A 20,686-nucleotide genomic window follows, 5' to 3' on the forward strand; every position below is an offset into this window, starting at 1 on the left:
AAAAGACAGCTAATCTTTACTGTGACATTGTGCTAGAACTTTTACACAGGATTATGGACTTGACTAATATTTATTGGAGTTAATCTGTTAGTATTGAATGATTAGTACTTATAAAAAAAGTATTGCACTTTTATATAAAGTACAATACTTTTTTTCGAGTACTATTTTTTGATAGGAAGGATTACAGTAAATATAGAACCTTTTCCATAATCGCTTTGAGCCGTTATAGTTCCTTTATGGGCCTTAATGATACTTTTTACAATAGATAAACCAATTCCTTGACTGCTTAAAATATTCTTTCTTGAAGGATCAGACATATAAAATCTCTCAAAAATACGACTGATTTCTTGTGGATGAATTCCTTCTCCCGTATCTGCTACAGTCAGTATTGCTTGATTTTTTTTTTTAGAAATCCTCAGTGTTATTTTCCCTTCACTTGGAGTGAATTTAGCAGCATTTGACAAAATATTTGTAATGAGTTGACTTATTTTGTCCTTATCAGCGGTAATAAAAAGTGACTCCCCATCTAACGAATAAGAAATATCTTTCTTAGCAAAAAGAGCTTCAAAATTAGAAGATATATTCTTTGAAAGAAGATATAAATCGAAAGATGTTTTATTCAAAATATCCTGGTGACTTTCAATTTCATTAATTTTATCAATACTTCCTATAAGTCTGGTGATACGGTTAACCTCATCATAACAATTTTGAAGTCGTTCGTCTGTTATTTCCCATATCCCGTCTATCATAGCTTCCAGATTTCCTTTTAATGTTGTTAAAGGTGTTCTGATTTCATGAGCAATATTAGAAGATAATTGGTTTCTTATATCTTGCTGGCTTTCAAGCTGAGCAGAAAGATCATTTACAGATAGAATTAGATCATCTATTTCTTTAATATCCGTTTTTTCAGGAGATAAATTCACATAATCTCCTTTAGAAATTTTTTTTGTAAAATTTTTTACTTCAATTATAGGCCTACTTATTTTTTTTGCAAATAATACAGCAAAACAGGCAGAAAGAACTAAGGTAACCGTAGCTATTATAATAAGGTTATTCTTCATATCGGCAAGAAAGAAAGCGTCATGTTCTGAATAAGTTGTAGGCCCCATATAACTAAAGAGAACGTTTCCGATTTTTTGTCCACTATTAAATAAAGGAAAGTTTGTTTTTACAAAGACGTGATCCATCTCTCCCATCATCTTGTCAATATATGGAATACTATCCTGTATTTTTCGTTTATTTGCCAGCTCATCTGAAGAAGTAGGTCTCCACAGTATTTTTTGTTCATTATCATATACTTTTAATATTATTGAATTGTGTAATGACTGTAAACCTATTTGTTCGAAATCAATAGTATTTGGCCATTCTCCATTATTTTCATAAAGTTGTTCTAAATCATTGGTATACGCTACCAATTTGGACTCTTGTCTCTCGGCAACATATTTAGCAAAATGGTTATCTAATAAGATTAACGTCATCATACTAAATGCACCAATTATGATGAAAGAAACAGAAACGAATGAGAATATAAACTGCCACTTAATTGTACGATTCATCTTTTTTACCACCAAATCGATAACCCATGCCATAAACGGTTAAAATAAAATAGGGCTGTCTTGTATTATCTTCAATTTTTTGTCGTAGGTTTTTAATATGGGAATCAATAATACGATCAAGAACTTCAAATTCAATTCCTTTTACAGTTTCTAATAATTGTTCTCTAGAAAAAATTTGTTTTGGATAGGATGCTAAAAGTGTCAATAATTCAAATTCAGTAGGAGTCAATATAACCTCCTTCTGAGTTTTTAAAACTTGTTTTTTAGCAGGATAGATTACTAAATTACCTTTGTCAAATGACCACTTAGTCTCTGTTACAATAGTCATAGCTGAACGACGCAAGACGGTTTCTACACGGGCTACTAATTCTTTAGGGCTGAAGGGCTTTACCATATAGTCATCGGCACCCATCTGGAGACCGCGTAAAATGTCATACTCTGTTGACTTCGCAGTCAACATAATGATAGGAGTGTCAGAAATTTCTCGTATGTTTTGGCAAATAACGGCCCCAGATATATCAGGCAGCATGAGATCCAGTACAATTAAATTTGGTTGTACTAATTCAAATTTTTTCATTGCATCTGTACCGTTCGAAGATCGAAATATCTGATAGTTTTTTGTAGCTAGATAAGCTTCTACTATATCTAGTATTTTGGGTTCATCGTCTACGATTAATATTTTCAAAATAATTTCCTCCATTAATTTTTCTATAAGTATTATTTTACAATTTTAATCTAACTCTATTGGCTTCATGCTCTAGAATATATCAACAGTTTATGGATTTTTTTGGGGAGTAGGGTATTGCTTTATATTTAATCTTAAAAAATAGTAATATCATATCGTCTTTCCATGTGAACAATTTTTTTATTCAATCGTAGAAAGTCTGGTTTCTAACGATATCCCGTTTAAAAAACTAGTTTCCGTGAGAATCTTTGGAATTATTTGTATTTTAAGATTACAAATGTAGTCTATTGCGATGACTATAGTTTACGTTCGTAAACGTTGTGTGTCAAGTGATTTTTTTAATAAATAAGAAACAACTTAATTACTAATTTTTAGGTGCTGATTAAAGGGGATGGTTATTATTTGAAGTCCTAATAATTCTTATATCTAAGGGTATATTAATAAACTCTTATTTATTTTATCTAATAGTTATAGTTTGAGAGGGTATTAATAGTTGATAAGAACTAATGTAATAATTTTATCTGGCTAATAATTTTATTTCCTAAGGTTTCTCTTGAATCGATTATCTCTGGGATTTTTTCGATAGATACCCCTAGTATTCTCTTGTTCAGAAGATTTCTGGGTATCTTTTCTTTTGTTTTTCGAGATAATTTTTCAAGTAAATCCATATTTTTTGTGCGCATAATTCCTCGATCTATCCATTGATAAAGGGTAGTGGTGCATGGAATAATAGTTAAATCAACTAATTCTTGTTTCAAAGCAAAGCTACTAACAACGTCAGGTGACCATTATTCTTTTAACATCTTGTCATCAGCTCATTCAATAAAAACATCTGTATCTGTCCACTTCGGTCGTCTCCCGCGCAGTTCATTCGCTGTTTTTCATAGAAAGACTGTCCAGTATCTGCATCATAGACCGAAATATATTGATCGTATTTTTTTCCATTCTGTATTTGGCGGTTCAATTGAGGAATCGCCCCACGCCTAATTTCATTATTAATCGTTTGTGGGACTCGATTTAAAACATTAGCAACCTGACGGTTAGTGTACTTTTCTTTTTTAGAACAGCTATTTGACAGCGTTCTGCATACGAAAGGTGTTTTCCCTTATGTGAATCTATGTTATTATTGGTTTGCGTCATGTGAATTCATCCTTATCTATTGAGAGTTAGTGGTAACTTCAATATAACATGAATTTCACTTGGCGCTTTTTTTAGTTAGCAGTGGCTAACTTCATTCTACAATCCAGCATAGTAGAATTGAAATTCAAAACATTTTCATGTAATGTAGCCAGTGAGAGAACCCTTTTTATGCTTTAGTTTAGGCGCTTTAACCATAACAAATTAGGGTTCTTTTATGGGCGTAAAAAAAATAAGCAAAAGGTTATACAATTAAATAAAATAATGTAAAGAGAACTATTTATATTAGTGCAATCATATAATTTGAATTAAGATGCATGCTTCTCTATTGTATTCTTACTTATTTCTTGGAATAAACTATATTTAATTAATTTTACATAGTTTTTATAGTGTATTTGTGTGGAAGTTATGGGGATTATCTTATTTAATGAAAAAGATGATAAAATGACATATACGAGGTGATTTTTTGACAAAAGTTCTTATTGTTGATGATGAAAAAGTAATACGTGAAGTATTAGAAGCGTATTTTGTAAAAGAAGGATGGAAAGTTCTCTTCGCTTCGAATGGAGTAGAAGGACTTAAAAAAGTGGGAGATCAAAGCCCTGACCTTATTATATTAGATTTAATGCTGCCTGATATATCTGGTGAAGAAGTATGTAGATTAGTAAGAATGGACAGCAATATACCTATATTAATGCTTACTGCTAAATCTGCAGAGGATGATTTAATTAATGGGCTTGTGATTGGTGCGGATGACTATGTAACGAAACCGTTTAGTCCAAGAGAGGTAGTTGTGAGAGTAAAAGCTTTGATAAGAAGAACTCAACAAAGAGTAAACGAGAACAAACTTAGTTTTAATAATGACAAACTAATCATTGATTTTGTTAAAAAAGAAGTGAAACTGAACCATGCAATTCTTACTTTAACTCCAAATGAATATAAGCTTTTAACTGCAATAGTTAGTTATCCTGGGAAAGTATACAGTAGAGCAGATTTACTAGACAAATTACAAGAAAATGGCAGTTATTTTGAAGGGTATGAAAGAAACATTGATACACATATAAAAAATTTGCGTAAAAAAATAGAAACAGATACGCGTCACCCTAATTTCATCATTACTGTGTTTGGAATGGGGTATAAGTTTGGAGGGATTAAGGATGAATCTGACACTTAGGTTAAGGGTTTTGTTATATCTTTTGTTGGTCTCTTTAAGCGGTATTTTAATTGCCAGCTTTACTATTTTTTCTGGTGTTGAAAATCAATTCACGGATTATATCACGACAAATAGAGCGGAAAATATCGAAACCGTTAAAAAGGGAATAATTCAACATTATGAGGATACTGGCGAGTTAACTAACGAACCATTGGAAAATATGATGCATCAGCATGCAATGACAGAAGATTTATACTATAAACTTTATAATAATACTGGCAATTTGTTGGTTGATTCAACATCAGTGGGATCTATGATGGAGATGATGAATGGCGATCAATCTCCATCAAATTCTAACGAATATCAATCAGATTCTTACCAATTAAAAACAGAAAATCAAGTAATTGGGGACTTGACTGTCTATTATTCAGGACAATTAATAGGTGATGAATTTGTCTTTTTGAAATCAATTAAACGAAATATCATACTGGCAGTATTATTTACTGTTATTTTATCGATATTAACTAGTTTGTTATTTTCAAAACGCTTAACGTCAGGAGTTAATAAACTAATAACTGGGGTTACTGAGTTACGTAACCATCAATGGAAAACCCAAATTCCGCTTAAAAACTTGACTGGAGAGATGAAACCATTAGGTGAGTCGTTTAATCAGCTTGCAGATTCCTTAGTAAAAGAAGAAATACTAAGAAAACAGTTCACAGCCGATTTTGCACATGAGCTTAGAACGCCACTTGCAACGTTAAGGAGTCATATTGAGGCTTTTCAAGATGGTATATGGAAGCCTGATGAAATGAGATTAGAACAATTTCATGCAGAACTAATGCGCTTAGTTAGGCTAGTGAATGACTTAGAAAAATTAATTGCAGCCGAAAATCCTCAAATTAAATTAAATAAAACAAAACTAGAAACAGGGAAAATATTGTGTTTTATAGAGGAGCAGTTTACCCCATTATTTATTGAAAAAGGTGTAGAGTTAGAGGTGCAATGTAAAGAAGAATCACAATGGTTTTTAGGAGATCGTGATAAAATCATTCAAATTTTAATAAACATTGTTAACAATGCTTTACAATATACACCCCCAGGAAAGAAAGTTTCTATTTATGGAGAAGAAAAAGATAATCAAATTATTTTCGTCGTAAAAGACGAAGGGGAAGGGATAAGCGAAGATGATCTTCCTTTATTATTTCAAAGATTTTATAGAGGGGATAAATCACGTGATAGAAAAACGGGTGGGGTTGGAATTGGATTATCTATTGTAAAGGCATTTGTAGAAGCACATCGAGGAGAAATAAAAATACGTAGTCAATTAAATGTTGGTACAACGATAGAATTAAAATTTCCCAAAAAATAAAGATAAGGACATTCCCTTGTTTGATAGAAATCTATTTATTTGCGTATAAGTAGATTACGAAATAGTTAATTATGAAACTAGTATAGAAGTAAGATAAAAGATGAAGCTACTAAATTAAAGTTCTTTTCCTATGATTAGTCAGGCTAAACAAGGATTAAACTAATAAATATGGGGAAAGCTAATGAAACTTTCTTTTTCAGAGATTCGTTCTATACTACCAATAGATTAATGGTTCTAGATACCGTGTACACGTAGGCTCACATCGTATGGTGCCTCATCATGGAATGTGTGTATTTTAGGAGCTTATCCATATAGACAGCGTTGGCAACTTTACCCTTATTTGGGGAGGGGTTGCTTTTTTTAGTTTATAGTAATAATCAATAATCTGATTTGTGGCAGCTCTCTGTTAAGGAATCATGCTTTGTATAGTAAAATAGTTTCTCTTTTTCAAGTGTCTATTTTTATTAATATCATCTTGCCCAAAGTATTTTCCAGATGGATATCTTCTTCTCCTTCTTGATAAAAATGATGGTTTTCTGAAAGGTTTTACATTTCATTGAAAAGGTGGTCGAAACCGGTCAGTGTCTGTTCAAATATTCATTCTAGATCATCACAGAGAACAAAAAAATCTTTTCCATGAAGTATCTACCTATTAATCTTAGAATATTTTTTAATCGCTGTATGTTTAATAATTCTACATAATTTCCACATAACTTATCCATCAGATACATATAACTTTTAATTATAATAAGAGTAAGTAAAGAAAATAAACTACTTTACGAGTAAAAAAGCAGGAGGTGTTGAAATGTTCCGTTAGACTGTTTAAGTAAAAAGGCAATTAGTCAGATTATTCATTATTTAGAATAGAAATCATTAAAAGGAAAATAGGATAGTTTTTGAAGCTGCAATAGATAAAAGAAATTAAACAAAAAAGGTAACACACAAAGTAAGTTTATTATGTATGTAGAAAAGGGAACGCTTTCTAAGTGAAGGTGTTACTATCGATTACAAGTTAGGTTGGGTATTTATTACCATGAAAAATTATAAAACAGAAAGAAAACCAACAAATCATGGGAGTAAAGGTTAGATCTACTAAATTAATAGGTATCTTGTAAGGTTCCAGCCTTGATAATAGATTGACTGAAATCGAATAATAACTTAACGTATGTATCGATAAAATAAAACAAATGAAGGAGGGTTTTCTATTTTTAATAAAATGAATCAAAGTTTAGTTAGTGAATACCAAGAGTTTCTCAATAAAAAACCTTTTCTTACAGGATCTTGCAGTTCCTGGAAATTAGAAGAAGGAGTTTTTTGGTATACAGGCGAGAATATAACGCTAGTAAGAGTGGATGGAAATGGAAACTATCAGTGCTACAGTATGGAGATTCAAAAGTAATAATTATGGAAGTCATATCTCCATAAATTACACATAACTTACCCATAAAATCTCCATGAGTAAGAGGTATGATTGAATTAAGAAAGAGAGATAAAGCAATGTCGGAATTATGATGTTGTTTTGGAATAGGTCGTTTTGGAGGTGGATTATTTATGATGTTATTGATATTTTTGCCCATCGGGTACCTAGTCTATTTAGAAATAAATGGACGGAATTCGTTTGGTACAAAGGGAAACCAATCAGGTGAGAGCCCAGATGCATCGGAAATCGCGAAGTTTAGACTTGCAAAAGGCGAAATATCTTTTTCAGACTTTGAGCAAATTAATAAAAATATAATGCAAGAATAATGAATGCTTAATAAAAAAATGATTAAAAGGAGATTGAATAAATATGAGTATAATTAATGGAATGCTAGCTGCAACTTTAGCTGTTGCAAGCGGAACAGGGTTATCGTTTTATGCTGGAAATGATACATTAAATCAAAATACGGTAATCCAAGAGCAAGGCGTTAGATATAATGAAGTGACAGAAATGATGGAAACAACTAATTTAGAGAGTATGCAACTATTCATGGAACATACTACCATTCAATTTGATGAAATGCAGAAGTTTATGGAAGGAGATAATAGGAACTTTGGGCAAATGAAACCGTATATGAGTGAAATGCATCCTAACCTAGATAACTCGAATTTAAAAGAAATTTACAAGGGAATGCATGGAACAGGTGGTTCATCTCAAAGTAGTAATTTTGAGATCATGAATAATATGTGAAAATGATTATCGAGTCAATTAATTCAGGATTTAGGGCTACTATAAAAAATAGGAATGATAGAGGAGTGAAGGTATGTTTTTATTGCTTATTTTAATTTTTGGTTTTTACTTGTATAAAACAGGTGAATTACAAAAGTTACTTGGAAATAATGAAAAAAATGCTAATAATAGTACAAATGAACTGAAAGAAGTAATCGATTATAGATATGCATCTGGTGAAATTTCTACAGATGAATACAACAAGCTAAAAGCATTGTTATGAGATTATAATACGATGAAAAAAGAAGGGAGAAATTAGGATGATGAACGGAGGATATATGGGTAACTTTTCGAATGGTGGGTATAATGGATATAGTGGTATGCAGCAAGGGTTTAACTCATTTGATAGGATGGGAGGTAGCAATCTAATACCAATGCTTATGGTTGGACTTATTGCATTAATGGTTTATTTCCTTTTTAAGGACAAGAAAAAACAAGAACCAACACTATCATTAAATAAAGAAACGTCTTCAGTTATTAATGCTGAAGAAGTTGCAAAATTGCGCTATGCTCGTGGTGAAATATCCCATGAAGAATTTCAATATATTTTAAAGATAATAAAAGCATAATGAGGGGATGAAATCGTGTTAAACTTAATTCTTTCAATAATAATCATGTATTATCTAGTCAGAACTGGCGACTTGTTCAAATTAATAAGGATTGGTAAAAAAATATTCCGCGACTTTCTTATTAGCTTTAATAAAGAGAAATCGGGTCCGAAAACAGGGGGGAATCTTATACAGATGCTAAATATGCGCTACGTACAAGGTGAAATAAATAAAGCAGAATACGAACAAATTTTAAAAAACTTGTAATATGAAAATAGTCAACAATATAATTTTATAGTTTAGTAATGCTACTACTTTTTAGTACAAAAAATAACCCGGAAACGAAAGATTCTTTTTTGAGGATTTCGTCCCCGGGTTAAATTTTATTCGTTCATTTATCAAAGCAAGCTAGATATTTTCCGAGTTAGTACACTTCTGGTACATTTTCAGAAAGAACAGCTAAAAAAAATTGTCTGAAAGTTTACTAGTAATGTGTTTCTTTTGATAGCAGCAGTTGAGCTGACTAAATGTAATACACCAGCAGCTTCTTATCTGAAGGGCTATTGATTCTATCAGCGAACTATCTATTGTATAATAAAGTGAAAAAAAGGAGTTAGATATGATTATTATTCTAATAGGTGCACCAGGTTCTGGTAAGGGAACCATTGCTGAATTAATCCATAAGAAATATCAATTTCCAATTGTATCTTCAGGAGAAATACTACGTACTGAAATGAATAAAGGAACGGAAATAGGCAAACAAGTCTCTCGTTTCATCTTATCAGGGGAATTAGTCCCCGATGAAATCATTCATGCATTGATTGAAAAGAGAATGAAAAAACTTCCGCATGAAAAATCAGTTGTTTTAGACGGTTATCCTCGTAATCAAAATCAAGCTCTTGCATTGAATGAAGGATTGAAGTCAGAACTGGTTGTTTTTTATTTAGATCTACCAAAAAATGTTTTGGTTGATCGGCTCTTACATCGTGGTAGAATAGACGATACTGAAAAAATTATTGAACGACGTTTTGGGGTGTACTTAAAAGAGACTCAACCTCTTATAAACTATTACACACGAAAAAAAGTCTTAGTAAAAATAAATGAAGAATCTTCATTGAAGATGTTTCGGAAAATAGAAACAATTTTATAAGACTCGCTCTATATTGCTAGTGGCTAAAGCTAAAGAAAGCTACATGTCTATTTTAATAGAAAAAAATGCTAGTGTTTTTTACTCATTAACGTTGTTTCCTTCGTAGAACTAAAAAAATCAGAAACTAAATCCAAAAAAAATTTGAGGTTTAGACGACTTTAGAACTGTTTATGAGTTTATCATTGAATGGAAACTATCTCTGGTTAAATTTAACAATTGTTGGTTAAAAAAAATTCAAATTGTACTTAAGAATTACAAGATTGGTTTAATCTTATAAGTTTACCGATGCACAGTAGTGAACGGATAGAGAATGAAACAAGGTAGTAAGGTCTAGTGGTAGTTCACCTATTCTAATGGTCGAGGTGATACAATTAGGAATAACGCATGGAATATGAAAGAGTGGTTAATGAAATGGAAATAATCAAACTTAAAAAAAGAGTTTGATATCATAATCCTGGATAAAACAAAGAAGCTAACTTCTCTAGTTTAGTCTAAAAAATATGCTGTGATTTTTAATAAAGGAGACGATATAAATGAGCGATGAAACTAAAAAAATTAAAAACCGCTATAATCGTGTTTCTAAAATTTATGATGTTTTAGAAGGACCGATGGAAGCTATGACAATGAGTACATGGAGAGAAAAGTTGGTTACAACTATTGAAGGAAAGCAAGTTTTGGAAGTCGGAGTTGGTACTGGGAAAAATTTGGTTCTCTATCCGGAAGATTTGGAAATAACTGGTATAGATTTTAGTGAAAAGATGTTGGAAAAGGCCATCCAAAAAACAAAAGGAAAAGAGAATATTAGGTTAATCGAAATGGACGCCCAGGACATGAGTTTTGCGGATGATACCTTTGATACGGTCGTTACTTCTTGCGTATTTTGTTCGGTGCCGGATCCTGTAAAAGGACTAAAAGAAATAAGAAGAGTCTGTAAAGCTAACGGTAAAATTGTTATGTTGGAGCACATGAGAAGTCATCATAATGTCGCCGGGAAATTTATGGATAGGGTGAATTTCATTCCTTTACATACCTGGGGAGCTAATATCAATAGAGAGACAATTGCTAATCTTTTGAAGGCTGGATTCAAAGAAGAAGATATAGTAACCCAAGATTTATGGAGTGATATTGTAAAATTAATAGAAATAAGAAATAAGAAATAAGAAATAAGAAATAAACATGGAGCGTCCATCTTTTAAAAATGAACGCTGCATGTTTTCTTTACAAATAGTGGGTTATACAGACCAAATTTTTTCAATAAATAGGTTAACCATATTTTTAATGTGTTCTTTATCGCTTATTCTGATACGGTGGGAAAGCTAAAATTGCTACAAGATAATGTAAGGGTAACTAGTTTCTATCCGAATAAGCTGTTATAAACTAGCTCTATTTGTTATCGTTTACAAGGGTCTTGTAGTATAATAAAAGTACATAAGGCCAGATAAAAGGCTCAAAGAACAAGGGGATTTGGCAATCTTTTTCGTGATAGTCCTGTTTATTTTGTTAGGATAGGAGCATTTATACTAGCCAATTTCGCTTAGAGTTGGTCAAAATTGAATAGTGTCCTTAATGAATGAATAACAATTAAAGATAAGAAGATTACAGTTTAAAAAAAATTGAATGGAACGGTCGAGTGTTTTTGATAATGGAGTTGACTAATTTTTAGGATACTTAACTTGCAATGGGTAGTTTAGCTTAAATAGGTTTTCAAAACAATTAAAGGAGTGGGATATTATGCTAAAGTTTAAACGTAATAGAAAACTGAAAGCCTTACTTCTGTCGTTGCTCTTGGTGGCTTTATTAGTGGTTCCTTCTGTAAGCGTTCTGGCTGAAAGTATTTCTAGGGATAATATTATTATAGAGTCAGGTGAAACATTAGAAAAAACGAGTTTTCTCTCAGGTTCAAATGTTCGTGTCGATGGGAATATAAATGGAACGACATTTATCGCTGCTAGTAATATAGAAGTAAATGGGACCATTGAGGGTGATCTTTTTATAGCGGGTCAAAGTGCTACTATAAGTGGAACCGTCAGAGGAAGTGTGTTTTTTGTAGGACAAGATATTATAATCAATGGTACTGTTGAAAACACTATTTATTTAGCTGGAGCGACACTGAAAGTGCAAGCTCAAACGAATGGGAGTGCTTTTCTAGCCGGGCAAACAATCTATCTAGAAGAGGAATCAGTTATCAAAAAAGATGCTTTTATGGGGGCATCAACTATTTATCAAAATGGTACAATCAATGGTGACTTGTCTAGTTCAAGTGAATCAATATCTATACGTGGCAAAATTGGTGGGGATTTAAATTATAGCAGTCAACAAAAGGCTGATTTTTTAAATGGGTCTGAAGTTGTAGGTGAAACCACTTGGGAAAAACTGGATTCTGAGACGGTTGCATTCTCCGAGTCTATGTATACTATTTCAATCTTTGTCAGAGTTCTGCTAAGCATAGCAGCCTCTTTAATTGTATGGTTATTTGTTAAATGGATTAGACCAACTTTTTGGCCTGTATTAGCTAAAAAAATAGGGCTGAATCCAATTAGAACAGGAGGTTTTGGAGCCTTAGCAGTGGTAGTGATTCCAATAGTTTCTATACTATTAATGGTTACAATTATAGGGATACCTTTAAGTTTTATTATGTTATCACTATATGGAATGTCACTTTATGTCTCAAAGATTATTCTTTCAGTATTTATCGGTCTTTGGTTCCAAAAAAGATTTGACTGGTCTAATGCGCAATCTTTTTGGCTATTTTTACTAGGATTGATAATTTTAACAGCTTTAGGGGTTGTTCCTATAGTGGGTATGGTCACAGGTCTCGTTATCGCATCTTTTGGAGTAGGGTCGATTGTATTATCGATACTAGACCATAGAGCTTAAACTGGAAATCGTTAGTTTCAGATAGCAGATAAAAAAGTCTAACTAGCTGAATATTATAAAAGATTGGATTATTATGAACGACACAAGTCTGTTCTCGAAATCTTGGATGTTTTATTCAAATGGGTAAACATTCGGATGTTTTTTAAGAGTAAATAAAAGATAGTAGCCACTTATTTTTAGTTGCTACTATCTTTTTTGAATAAGCTAATGTATTTAAACAAACGTATACATTTTATGGTTTTCTATTCTGCATTCAATACTAAAATAGTTATTATTTCTTTTCAATTCCAATGATTCCAAAAGCTCCAGGACCGCCATGACTAGAGATAACTGCACCTGCTGAAAACCATTGAGGGTTCTCATAACCGTTCTTGTTTAAAGTAGATGCTCCTAATTGCTTATAGTCCTCAGTTAAACCGGGGGTTCCTCCAATAGTCAATGTTTCTGGGTCAATATTGTAATTTGTCACAAAGTCTTTAACAGTATTTTTCAAACAGCGCTCATAAGACCCACGGTATTTTTTAGAAGCGACTAAATAACCATTCTCTAAAATAATAGTTGGATGCAGTCTTAGTAAAGATGCGCCGAGGTAAGCAGTATTTGAAACTCGTCCTCCAGCTTTAAGATAAAGAAGGGATTGTGGAAGAAAGACGAAGCGAGTCCGTTCTCTGACATCTTCTACAAAGGCTACTATTTCTTCAGGGGTAGCCTTGGGATTGTGTTTAATAAATTTAGCTGTTGCGACAACTATAGCCGTTAATCCTCCTGAGACATTTTTACTATCGACAATATGGATGTTTTCTAATTCTCGAGCTGCAATAACGCAAGAATTGTAAGAAACAGTTGTCACTGCTGAATAAGCAACGTGGATAATATGAGCTTCAGGGTGCTCTGCAAAGATGCGCTCGAACACAACGGTACAGTCTTGAGGCGTTGAACCAGAAGTTTTTGGTAAGGTTCCTGTTTTATCGTAGAAATGATAAATATCTTCAACATCAAAGCTGCCATCATCGTAGGTTTCTGATCCCATAGTCACATGCATCGGAATAACGTGAATACCATAGCGCTCAACAAGCTGAGGAGAAATATCAGATCCGCTTTCAGTAGTAATAATATATTTTGTCATAGTGACCTCCCTAACTCAATTGTGTAACAAGTAGTCACGGTAATCATATCACATGTAGGCGAAGATGTCCTGTAGAGATTAGGCGTTTTATAATTAATAAACACCCTATTAATGTAGTCCTGAATCATTCACGATTTTTCTCGAAATTTACTAAATGGCTGCCTTAATCCAGATAGCCCATTTTCATTATTTGGTGAACAATTTTAGTACTACATTTTATCAGATGGAAAAGTAAAAGGTGAAAAATAGTTAACTCGTCTATTTTTTAGTCGGGTGCGACAAGTTAGAAAGAATTTTTTTGAAATATGTCTATGTTCATGAATGAGCTAACCAGCACTACCTCTTACCGATCAAAAAAAACCGTTATAACTGTCTTTTAAACAAAGACTTTATAACGGTTTTTCTTGTTCTATTTAATTTATTTAATGGCTGCTTCTAAAGCAACTTCAATCATTTCACTAAAGCTTGTTTGACGTTCTTCAGCTGTTGTTTGCTCGCCAGTGATTAAGTGATCGCTAACGGTTAAGATGCTAAGAGCCCGTACATGGAATTTAGAAGCTAAGTAATAAAGACCAGCTGTTTCCATGTCTACACCAAAGACATCCAGTTTTGTCATGCTGTTCATGGTATCTTTTGTATCATGATAGAACGTATCAGAAGAAAAAACATTTCCAACATGAACAGTCATATTTTTTTCAGCCCCAATATTAAAAGCGTTACTGATTAAGCTGTAATTGCCAATTGGTGGGAAGTAAATTGGAGCTAGGTCGTTAAAGATAAGTGAAGAGTCTGTTGCTGCAGCTTGAGCAATAATAACGTCGCGAATGTGTACGTCTTCTTGAATAGCGCCACATGTTCCAACGCGTATCAATGTTTTAACACCATAATCATTGATTAATTCATGAATATACAAGACTGCAGAAGGCATTCCCATTCCAGTACCTTGAACAGAAACTTTTTTACCTTTGTATGTGCCTGTATAACCAAGCATATTTCTAACGGTATTGTAACAAACTGTATCTTCTAAAAATGTTTCGGCGATATACTTTGCACGAAGCGGATCTCCTGGTAATAAAACAATATCAGCAATTTGACCCTCTTGTGCACTAATGTGAATACTCATAAATAAATTCCTCCTCTTAAGTGGTTACTACCCATGATAAAGGATATAAAGGATAAGCGTTATGAGAGCGTTATCTATAAAGGGGTAATCATGTTCACACTAATGCTGTTAGACAGTTCATCGCCAGAAAGCGCTTTCTGGTTTATTATAAAGACAAGCCGTTAGAAGATTAATGGAAATTTGCATATTCTCGTAACTTATCTCTATTAAGGACCGTTATCGTCTTCGGTTGTAGCGAAAGGATATGTTCATCTTGTAAATCTTTAAACGCTTTAGAAACTGATTCGCGGGTTACACCAATCATACTAGCAATTGTACTTTGATTGATATTTTTTATCGTTAAATTATTGGGTTCTTCATTTTTCTCAATAAAATCAAACAAAACACGGCAAACGCGAGTGTGGACACTGTAGAAAGTCAAATTTCTTATTTGCTTATTCAATGTTTCAAAACGTTGATGGTGGATCCGAAAAATATTTTCTAAAATAATGTTATTTTTATAGATTAAAGCAATAAAATCAGCCTGAGAGAGATGATAAATTTCAGCATCTTCAGTGACTTCAACAGAAGATAGGGCAGGACTTTTGGAAAAAAGCTCAACTTCCCCTATGACTTCATGTTTTCTGATAAAGTCAAGGATGATTTCTTTATCTTCATAAGTTCGATAAATTTTTAAAGCACCGCTTTTAATAATATAGACTCGGTCAATAGGATCTTCTTCAAAAATGAGGATATGATTTTTTTTATATTTTCTAACTGGAATGGAGGTCAAGATATCCTTAACTTGTTTATCTGAAAGACCATCAAACAATCGAACACTTTTACTCATGATTTCACCTCAACAAAAATTTTAATAGTACTAGGATTGTAACACTAAATGAGGAGGAAAGGTAATATGAAAAGTAAACGAATACACTTAGTTGTTTTAGATTCAGTAGGAATTGGAGAAGCTTTAGATGCTGCATCGTTTAATGATACAGGTTCACATACGCTAGGACATATCGCTGAATCAATGGAATTAATGTTACCAAATCTAGCAAAAATGGGATTAGGTAACATTGAAGATTTGAAAGGTATTGAAAAAGTTTCGACAAGTGAAGCTTATTGGACAAAACTAGCTGAAAAAAGTGTCGGAAAAGACACCATGACGGGACATTGGGAAATAGCCGGTTTACAGATTGACACACCCTTTAGAGTTTTTCCAAATGGCTTCCCAAAGGAGTTGCTAGAAAAGATTACAGCGTATTCAGGAAGAAAAATTATTGGCAATAAACCAGCCTCTGGAACCGGTATTCTAGATGAACTTGGTGAGGAACAAATGAAGACCGGTGCTTTAATCGTTTACACATCAGCAGATCCCGTTCTTCAAATTGCAGCTCATGAAGAAGTTATTCCATTAGAAGAGTTATACGATATCTGTGCGTATGTTCGAGAGATTACAAAAGAAGATCCGTATATGATTGGGCGAATCATCGCACGGCCTTACCTTGGCGAACCTGGTGCTTTTAAACGCACCGTTAACCGCCACGATTACGCGCTGAGTCCATTTGGACCAACAGTGTTAGATAAGTTGAAAAATAACGGAAAAGACGTTATTGCAGTTGGTAAGATTAGTGATATTTTTAATGGACACGGCATTACCCAAGCGGTTCGAACGAAAAGCAATAGGGATGGTGTCGATCAATTATTAAAAGTGATGGAAAAACCTTTTGAAGGGTTATCTTTTACTAACTTAGTTGATTTTGATGCTCTTTATGGACACCGGAGAGATACAAAGGGTTACGGCGATGCACTAATGGATTTTGACAAACGTTTACCAGAAATTTTGGAAAGACTTGAAGAGGACGACTTGTTAATGATTACAGCAGATCATGGAAATGATCCAACTGCTCCAGGAACAGATCATACCCGCGAATACGTTCCCTTACTTGTTTACTCAAAACAATTTAAACAACCAAAAGAATTGAAAACAGCAAACTATTTTGCGGATATTGGTGCAACAATCGCTGCAAACTTTGATTTGCCTGCAATAGAAAATGGCGAAAGCTTCTTATCAGAATTAAATTAAAGGATAAAACTAAAAAACTACAGGAGTGATACAAATGAAAAAATCAACGATTAAAACTATGGGGTTCGCTTTACTATCAATGACACTATTAGCCGCTTGTGGAAATAGCAACGCCAGTGAAGGCGAAGATAAAGAGAGCCAATCAAATTTTAAATTAGGTATGGTAACCGATTTAGGTAGTGTAAATGATAAGTCATTTAACCAAAGTGCATGGGAAGGATTGCAAAAATTAGAAAAAGATAAAGGGTATGAAGTAAAATACCTTGAACCTAAAGCGGATTCAGAAGTAGAACCAAGCTTGCTTCAATTTGTTAATAGCAAAACAGATTTAACTTGGGCTACAGCAGCAACTTTAGCTGATGCTGTGACAACGATTGCTACTAACAATCCAGATGCAAAATTAGGAATTGTGGATGCAGAAGTAGAAGGAATTGAAAACATTGTCTCAGTTTCATTCAAAGAAAACGAGGGAGCATTCTTAGCAGGAGTTGTTGCAGCTAGTATGACTGAAACAGATAAAATTGGTTTTGTTGGTGGGATGGAAATTCCAGTCATCCAACGTTTCCACGCAGGTTTTGAAGCAGGGGTTAAAGCGGTTAACCCAGACGCAACCGTTGTTGTAAACTATGTTGGTGTGTTTAACCGTGTAGATATGGGGAAATCAGCTGCTGCTACAATGTATAATGATGGCGTAGATATTATTTTCCATGCTGCAGGTGGTACTGGGAACGGTGTCTTTAATGAAGCACAAGAACGCTTTGATAATGGAGAAAAAGTTTGGGTTATCGGAGTAGATAAGGACCAATCACTAGAATTCGGCGATGATATTACGTTAACGTCTATGATGAAAAATGTAGACAATGCTGTTTATGAAATTTCTGAAAAAACAGCTGAAGGAGACTTCCCAGGTGGAGAAGTTGTTCGCTTAGGTTTAGCTGAGGATGGCGTTGGCTTAGCAACGACATCAGATAAAAATGTGCCAAAAGACGTATTAGATCTTGTAGAAGACTACAAAACAAAAATTATTTCTGGAGAGATTACTGTTCCTGAAAAACCATAAAGGAGAGTCATACTATGGAACAAAAACGAGTTGAAAAAGTATTAGAGCTTAAACACATTACAAAAAAATTCGGTAATTTTGTTGCTAATGATGACGTTTCACTGACTGTAAGACGTGGAGAAATTCACGCCTTGCTTGGTGAAAATGGCGCAGGGAAATCCACTTTAATGAATGTCGTTTTCGGGATGTATCAACCTGAAGAGGGCAGTATTTCGGTCTACGAAAATGAAACAAAAATTGAAAATCCAAATCATGCTATCCATTTAGGAATTGGAATGGTTCATCAACATTTTAAATTAATTGAAAATTTCACGGTTACAGAAAATATTATCATTGGTATGGAGCCAAAAGATGGTATTCGCTTAAATATGAAAGCGGCTGTTAAAGAAGTTAAAAATATTTCTGAAAAATACGGTTTAAAAGTAGACCCGAATAGTAAAATCGAAGATTTACCAGTTGGCATGCAGCAAAAAGTTGAAATTTTGAAATGTTTGTACCGTGGCGCAAACTTATTGATATTTGATGAGCCCACAGCGGTATTAACACCTGATGAAATTAGCGAGTTGTTACAAGTGATGCAAACATTAGTAGCAGAAGGCAAGTCCATTATTTTGATTACACATAAATTAAATGAAATTATGAAAGTAGCCGACAAATGTACCGTTATTCGTAAAGGGAAATACATTGCTACGGTTGATATAAAAGATTCGAATAAAGAAGAACTCGCAGAAATGATGATTGGTAAAAATATTTCGCGCGAGATTGATAAAGAAGCCTATAATCCTAAGCAAAATGTGTTAGAAATTAAAAATTTAACGATGTTAAGTCCAAGTAAAAAGAAAGTGTTAAACAACATTAATTTATCTGTTGCCGCTGGAGAAATTGTGGGGATTGCTGGTGTAGACGGAAATGGACAGATGGAAATAGCTGAAGCCATTGTAAAAATGCGTGGCTTTCAAGAAGGCGAAATACTAATTAATGGTGTATCTCAAAAAGATAAATCAACTCGTGAAATTTATGAATTGGGTGTCAGTTATGTACCAGCTGACAGACATAAACATGGGTTAGTATTGGATAATGATATTGCAGAGAATTTAATTTTAATTGAATACTACAAAGAAAAATACAATCAAGGAATTAAATTAAACAAAGCACTAATGTACGAAGAAGCAAGAGTAGCTATGGAAAATTATGATGTTCGTGCCGAAAATGAACGTACGATTGTGCGTGGAATGTCCGGTGGAAACCAACAAAAAGTCATTTTATCAAGAGAAATTAGTCGCGATCCAGAACTCTTAATTATTGTACAGCCAACGCGTGGACTGGATATTGGAGCGATTGACTTTATTCACCGTCAAGTTGTTCGTTTACGGGATAAAGGTGTCGCTATCTTACTTATTTCTTTTGAATTAGAAGAAATATTAACCTTATCAGATAGAATAGACATTATTTTTGATGGTCAAATCGTTGGACAAACAAAACCAACTGAAACAAATGATAGAGAATTAGGGCTAATGATGGCTGGTAAAGGATCGGGTGATGAATGAGACTATGGAAAAAATCAGAAAGAATTTAAAGAATAGTAAAGCAACTATTCCATTAATCGCTATTCTCATTGCACTTATTATCGGAGCAATCGTTATGTTGATTGGTGGGTATAACCCAATAGTGGCATATGAATCATTAGTCTTAAAGATATTTGGTTCTGTCTACGATATGGGTGAGACCGTTCGTGCTATTATTCCTCTTCTTTTAAGTGGATTTGCAGTTGCGGTAGCTAGTAAAGCTGGTATTTTTAACATTGGGGTTGACGGACAGATTATTATGGGGGCGGTTAGCTCTCTCTTAGTAGGCACGTTAATTGATTTGCCTCCTATCATACATGGGATTGTAGCCATTGTTGTTGGTGTTATCGCAGGAGGTTTATGGGGAATTCTGATCGCTAGCCTTAAAACGAAGTTCGGAATTAATGAGGTTATTAGTTCAATTATGTTGAACTATATTGCGTTATATCTGAGCCATATGTTAATCAAGAGTTTTGCAGCACAAGAAGGAACAGCACGTTCATCACTTATTAAAGAATCTGCAAGCATCGGTTTCCCCTCGTTAAATAATTTTTTTAGTGGGGCACGTATCCACTGGGGTTTTATTATTATCCCATTCATTATTTTTGGATTTTATTATTTCTTTGAAAAAACTCGCTGGGGTTATGAAACGAAAACAGTTGGATTAAATCCAGATGCAGCCAATTATTCAGGAATGCACGTTAACGGTATTTTAATACGAACAATGTTTATCTCGGGGGCACTGGGTGGTTTAATTGGTGCTTTAGATACATTAGGTGTATATGGATATGTAGCCATTGTATCTTCTACAAGTGGCATAGGGTTTGATGGTATCGCAGTTGCTCTACTAGGTGGTAATTCAACCTTAGGAACAACTTTGTCAGGTATTTTAATTGGAGCATTAGATTATGGGTCACAAGGAATGCAATTTGGTGCGGGAGTCCCAAGTGAAATTATTGGAATCGTTATTTCACTCATTATTTTCTTTGTAGCAGCTCCTGGGATTGTTAAAGCGTTATTACCAAAAAAAAAGACGCTTAAAAAGGAGGTGAAGTAA

The 20,686-nt window shown here is 33.6% G+C and carries 18 protein-coding genes and 1 pseudogene; 13 read left to right on the forward strand and 6 right to left on the reverse strand.

The annotated features are described in order from the left end of the window. Positions 1-161: 161 nt before the first annotated feature. The 3 genes and pseudogenes from BR44_RS09085 to BR44_RS12220 all read right to left on the reverse strand — a co-directional run. Positions 162-1,556 (reverse strand): sensor histidine kinase, encoded by a 1,395-nt coding sequence (locus BR44_RS09085; protein ID WP_034552037.1) that lies wholly within the window; start codon positions 1,554-1,556, stop codon positions 162-164. Then, positions 1,540-2,241, reverse strand: coding sequence for a response regulator transcription factor (locus tag BR44_RS09090; protein ID WP_034552041.1), 702 nt, complete (start codon positions 2,239-2,241; stop codon positions 1,540-1,542). Before BR44_RS09090 ends, BR44_RS09085 begins: the two co-directional genes overlap by 17 nt. A gap of 536 nt (positions 2,242-2,777) precedes the next feature. Next, a pseudogene (locus BR44_RS12220) lies at positions 2,778-3,381 on the reverse strand (transposase); the annotation flags it as partial. Positions 3,382-3,844: 463 nt separating this feature from the next. Between BR44_RS12220 and BR44_RS09100 the strand changes: the two are divergent. From BR44_RS09100 to BR44_RS09150, 9 genes are all read left to right on the forward strand, one after another. Further along, complete coding sequence (locus BR44_RS09100; RefSeq protein WP_034552043.1) at positions 3,845-4,552, forward strand: response regulator transcription factor; 708 nt, start codon at positions 3,845-3,847, stop codon at positions 4,550-4,552. Beyond that, a complete protein-coding gene (locus BR44_RS09105; RefSeq protein ID WP_034552045.1) occupies positions 4,536-5,903 on the forward strand; it encodes a sensor histidine kinase in 1,368 nt (455 codons plus the stop codon). The genes BR44_RS09100 and BR44_RS09105 overlap by 17 nt, the downstream gene beginning before the upstream one ends. 1,551 nt (positions 5,904-7,454) lie before the next feature. Then, positions 7,455-7,649: an SHOCT domain-containing protein gene (locus BR44_RS09115; RefSeq protein WP_051912664.1), complete on the forward strand. Its 195-nt coding sequence runs from the start codon at positions 7,455-7,457 to the stop codon at positions 7,647-7,649. 43 nt (positions 7,650-7,692) lie between these two features. After that, positions 7,693-8,073, forward strand: a complete 381-nt coding sequence (locus BR44_RS09120; protein ID WP_034552052.1) for a hypothetical protein — start codon at positions 7,693-7,695, stop codon at positions 8,071-8,073. 73 nt (positions 8,074-8,146) lie between these two features. Next, positions 8,147-8,335 (forward strand): SHOCT domain-containing protein, encoded by a 189-nt coding sequence (locus tag BR44_RS09125; protein WP_034552054.1) that lies wholly within the window; start codon positions 8,147-8,149, stop codon positions 8,333-8,335. A 37-nt stretch (positions 8,336-8,372) separates the two neighbouring features. Then, entirely contained in the window at positions 8,373-8,681 is a 309-nt protein-coding gene (locus BR44_RS09130; protein WP_034552057.1) for an SHOCT domain-containing protein, read from the forward strand. A gap of 598 nt (positions 8,682-9,279) precedes the next feature. Next, positions 9,280-9,810, forward strand: a complete 531-nt coding sequence (locus BR44_RS09140; protein WP_034552062.1) for an adenylate kinase family protein — start codon at positions 9,280-9,282, stop codon at positions 9,808-9,810. Positions 9,811-10,343: 533 nt separating this feature from the next. Beyond that, complete coding sequence (locus BR44_RS09145) at positions 10,344-10,970, forward strand: class I SAM-dependent methyltransferase (protein WP_034552064.1); 627 nt, start codon at positions 10,344-10,346, stop codon at positions 10,968-10,970. A gap of 571 nt (positions 10,971-11,541) precedes the next feature. Next, entirely contained in the window at positions 11,542-12,687 is a 1,146-nt protein-coding gene (locus tag BR44_RS09150; RefSeq protein ID WP_034552066.1) for a DUF8173 domain-containing protein, read from the forward strand. Positions 12,688-12,958: 271 nt separating this feature from the next. Here the strand turns inward: BR44_RS09150 and BR44_RS09155 are convergent, their stop codons facing one another. The 3 genes from BR44_RS09155 to BR44_RS09165 all read right to left on the reverse strand — a co-directional run bounded on the left by BR44_RS09155 (position 12,959) and on the right by BR44_RS09165 (position 15,765). After that, positions 12,959-13,813 (reverse strand): DegV family protein, encoded by an 855-nt coding sequence (locus tag BR44_RS09155; RefSeq protein WP_034552069.1) that lies wholly within the window; start codon positions 13,811-13,813, stop codon positions 12,959-12,961. 418 nt (positions 13,814-14,231) lie between these two features. Beyond that, positions 14,232-14,936, reverse strand: a complete 705-nt coding sequence (gene deoD / locus BR44_RS09160) for a purine-nucleoside phosphorylase (protein ID WP_034552072.1) — start codon at positions 14,934-14,936, stop codon at positions 14,232-14,234. Positions 14,937-15,105: 169 nt separating this feature from the next. After that, on the reverse strand, positions 15,106-15,765 hold the full coding sequence (locus tag BR44_RS09165; RefSeq protein ID WP_034552076.1) for a Crp/Fnr family transcriptional regulator: 660 nt from the start codon (positions 15,763-15,765) through the stop codon (positions 15,106-15,108). A 66-nt stretch (positions 15,766-15,831) separates the two neighbouring features. On the opposite strand from BR44_RS09165, the gene deoB reads away from it, so the two are divergent. From deoB to BR44_RS09185, 4 genes are read left to right on the forward strand one after another with little or no spacing between them, the layout of a single operon-like run. After that, positions 15,832-17,004 (forward strand): phosphopentomutase, encoded by a 1,173-nt coding sequence (gene deoB, locus BR44_RS09170; protein ID WP_034552078.1) that lies wholly within the window; start codon positions 15,832-15,834, stop codon positions 17,002-17,004. Between the two features lie 34 nt (positions 17,005-17,038). Beyond that, entirely contained in the window at positions 17,039-18,064 is a 1,026-nt protein-coding gene (locus BR44_RS09175; protein ID WP_051912665.1) for a BMP family lipoprotein, read from the forward strand. Positions 18,065-18,078: 14 nt separating this feature from the next. Continuing rightward, the gene (locus BR44_RS09180; RefSeq protein WP_034552081.1) at positions 18,079-19,611 is read left to right on the forward strand and encodes an ATP-binding cassette domain-containing protein; all 1,533 of its coding nucleotides are present in this window, start codon (positions 18,079-18,081) and stop codon (positions 19,609-19,611) included. Then, positions 19,604-20,686 (forward strand): ABC transporter permease, encoded by a 1,083-nt coding sequence (locus BR44_RS09185; RefSeq protein ID WP_211249873.1) that lies wholly within the window; start codon positions 19,604-19,606, stop codon positions 20,684-20,686. Before BR44_RS09180 ends, BR44_RS09185 begins: the two co-directional genes overlap by 8 nt.

Source organism: Carnobacterium funditum DSM 5970 (genome assembly GCF_000744185.1).
In the GTDB taxonomy this organism is placed as follows: domain Bacteria; phylum Bacillota; class Bacilli; order Lactobacillales; family Carnobacteriaceae; genus Carnobacterium_A; species Carnobacterium_A funditum.

Coding starts and splice junctions, on each gene's coding strand:
- BR44_RS09105 (WP_034552045.1), top strand. CDS start 4,536: ATGAATCTGACACTTAGGTTAAGGGTTTTGTTATATCTTTTGTTGGTC.
- BR44_RS09175 (WP_051912665.1), top strand. CDS start 17,039: ATGAAAAAATCAACGATTAAAACTATGGGGTTCGCTTTACTATCAATG.
- BR44_RS09115 (WP_051912664.1), top strand. CDS start 7,455: ATGATGTTATTGATATTTTTGCCCATCGGGTACCTAGTCTATTTAGAA.
- deoD (WP_034552072.1), bottom strand. CDS start 14,936: ATGAGTATTCACATTAGTGCACAAGAGGGTCAAATTGCTGATATTGTT.
- BR44_RS09140 (WP_034552062.1), top strand. CDS start 9,280: ATGATTATTATTCTAATAGGTGCACCAGGTTCTGGTAAGGGAACCATT.
- BR44_RS09125 (WP_034552054.1), top strand. CDS start 8,147: ATGTTTTTATTGCTTATTTTAATTTTTGGTTTTTACTTGTATAAAACA.
- deoB (WP_034552078.1), top strand. CDS start 15,832: ATGAAAAGTAAACGAATACACTTAGTTGTTTTAGATTCAGTAGGAATT.
- BR44_RS09120 (WP_034552052.1), top strand. CDS start 7,693: ATGAGTATAATTAATGGAATGCTAGCTGCAACTTTAGCTGTTGCAAGC.
- BR44_RS09185 (WP_211249873.1), top strand. CDS start 19,604: ATGAATGAGACTATGGAAAAAATCAGAAAGAATTTAAAGAATAGTAAA.
- BR44_RS09130 (WP_034552057.1), top strand. CDS start 8,373: ATGATGAACGGAGGATATATGGGTAACTTTTCGAATGGTGGGTATAAT.
- BR44_RS09085 (WP_034552037.1), bottom strand. CDS start 1,556: ATGAATCGTACAATTAAGTGGCAGTTTATATTCTCATTCGTTTCTGTT.
- BR44_RS09165 (WP_034552076.1), bottom strand. CDS start 15,765: ATGAGTAAAAGTGTTCGATTGTTTGATGGTCTTTCAGATAAACAAGTT.
- BR44_RS09155 (WP_034552069.1), bottom strand. CDS start 13,813: ATGACAAAATATATTATTACTACTGAAAGCGGATCTGATATTTCTCCT.
- BR44_RS09150 (WP_034552066.1), top strand. CDS start 11,542: ATGCTAAAGTTTAAACGTAATAGAAAACTGAAAGCCTTACTTCTGTCG.
- BR44_RS09145 (WP_034552064.1), top strand. CDS start 10,344: ATGAGCGATGAAACTAAAAAAATTAAAAACCGCTATAATCGTGTTTCT.
- BR44_RS09180 (WP_034552081.1), top strand. CDS start 18,079: ATGGAACAAAAACGAGTTGAAAAAGTATTAGAGCTTAAACACATTACA.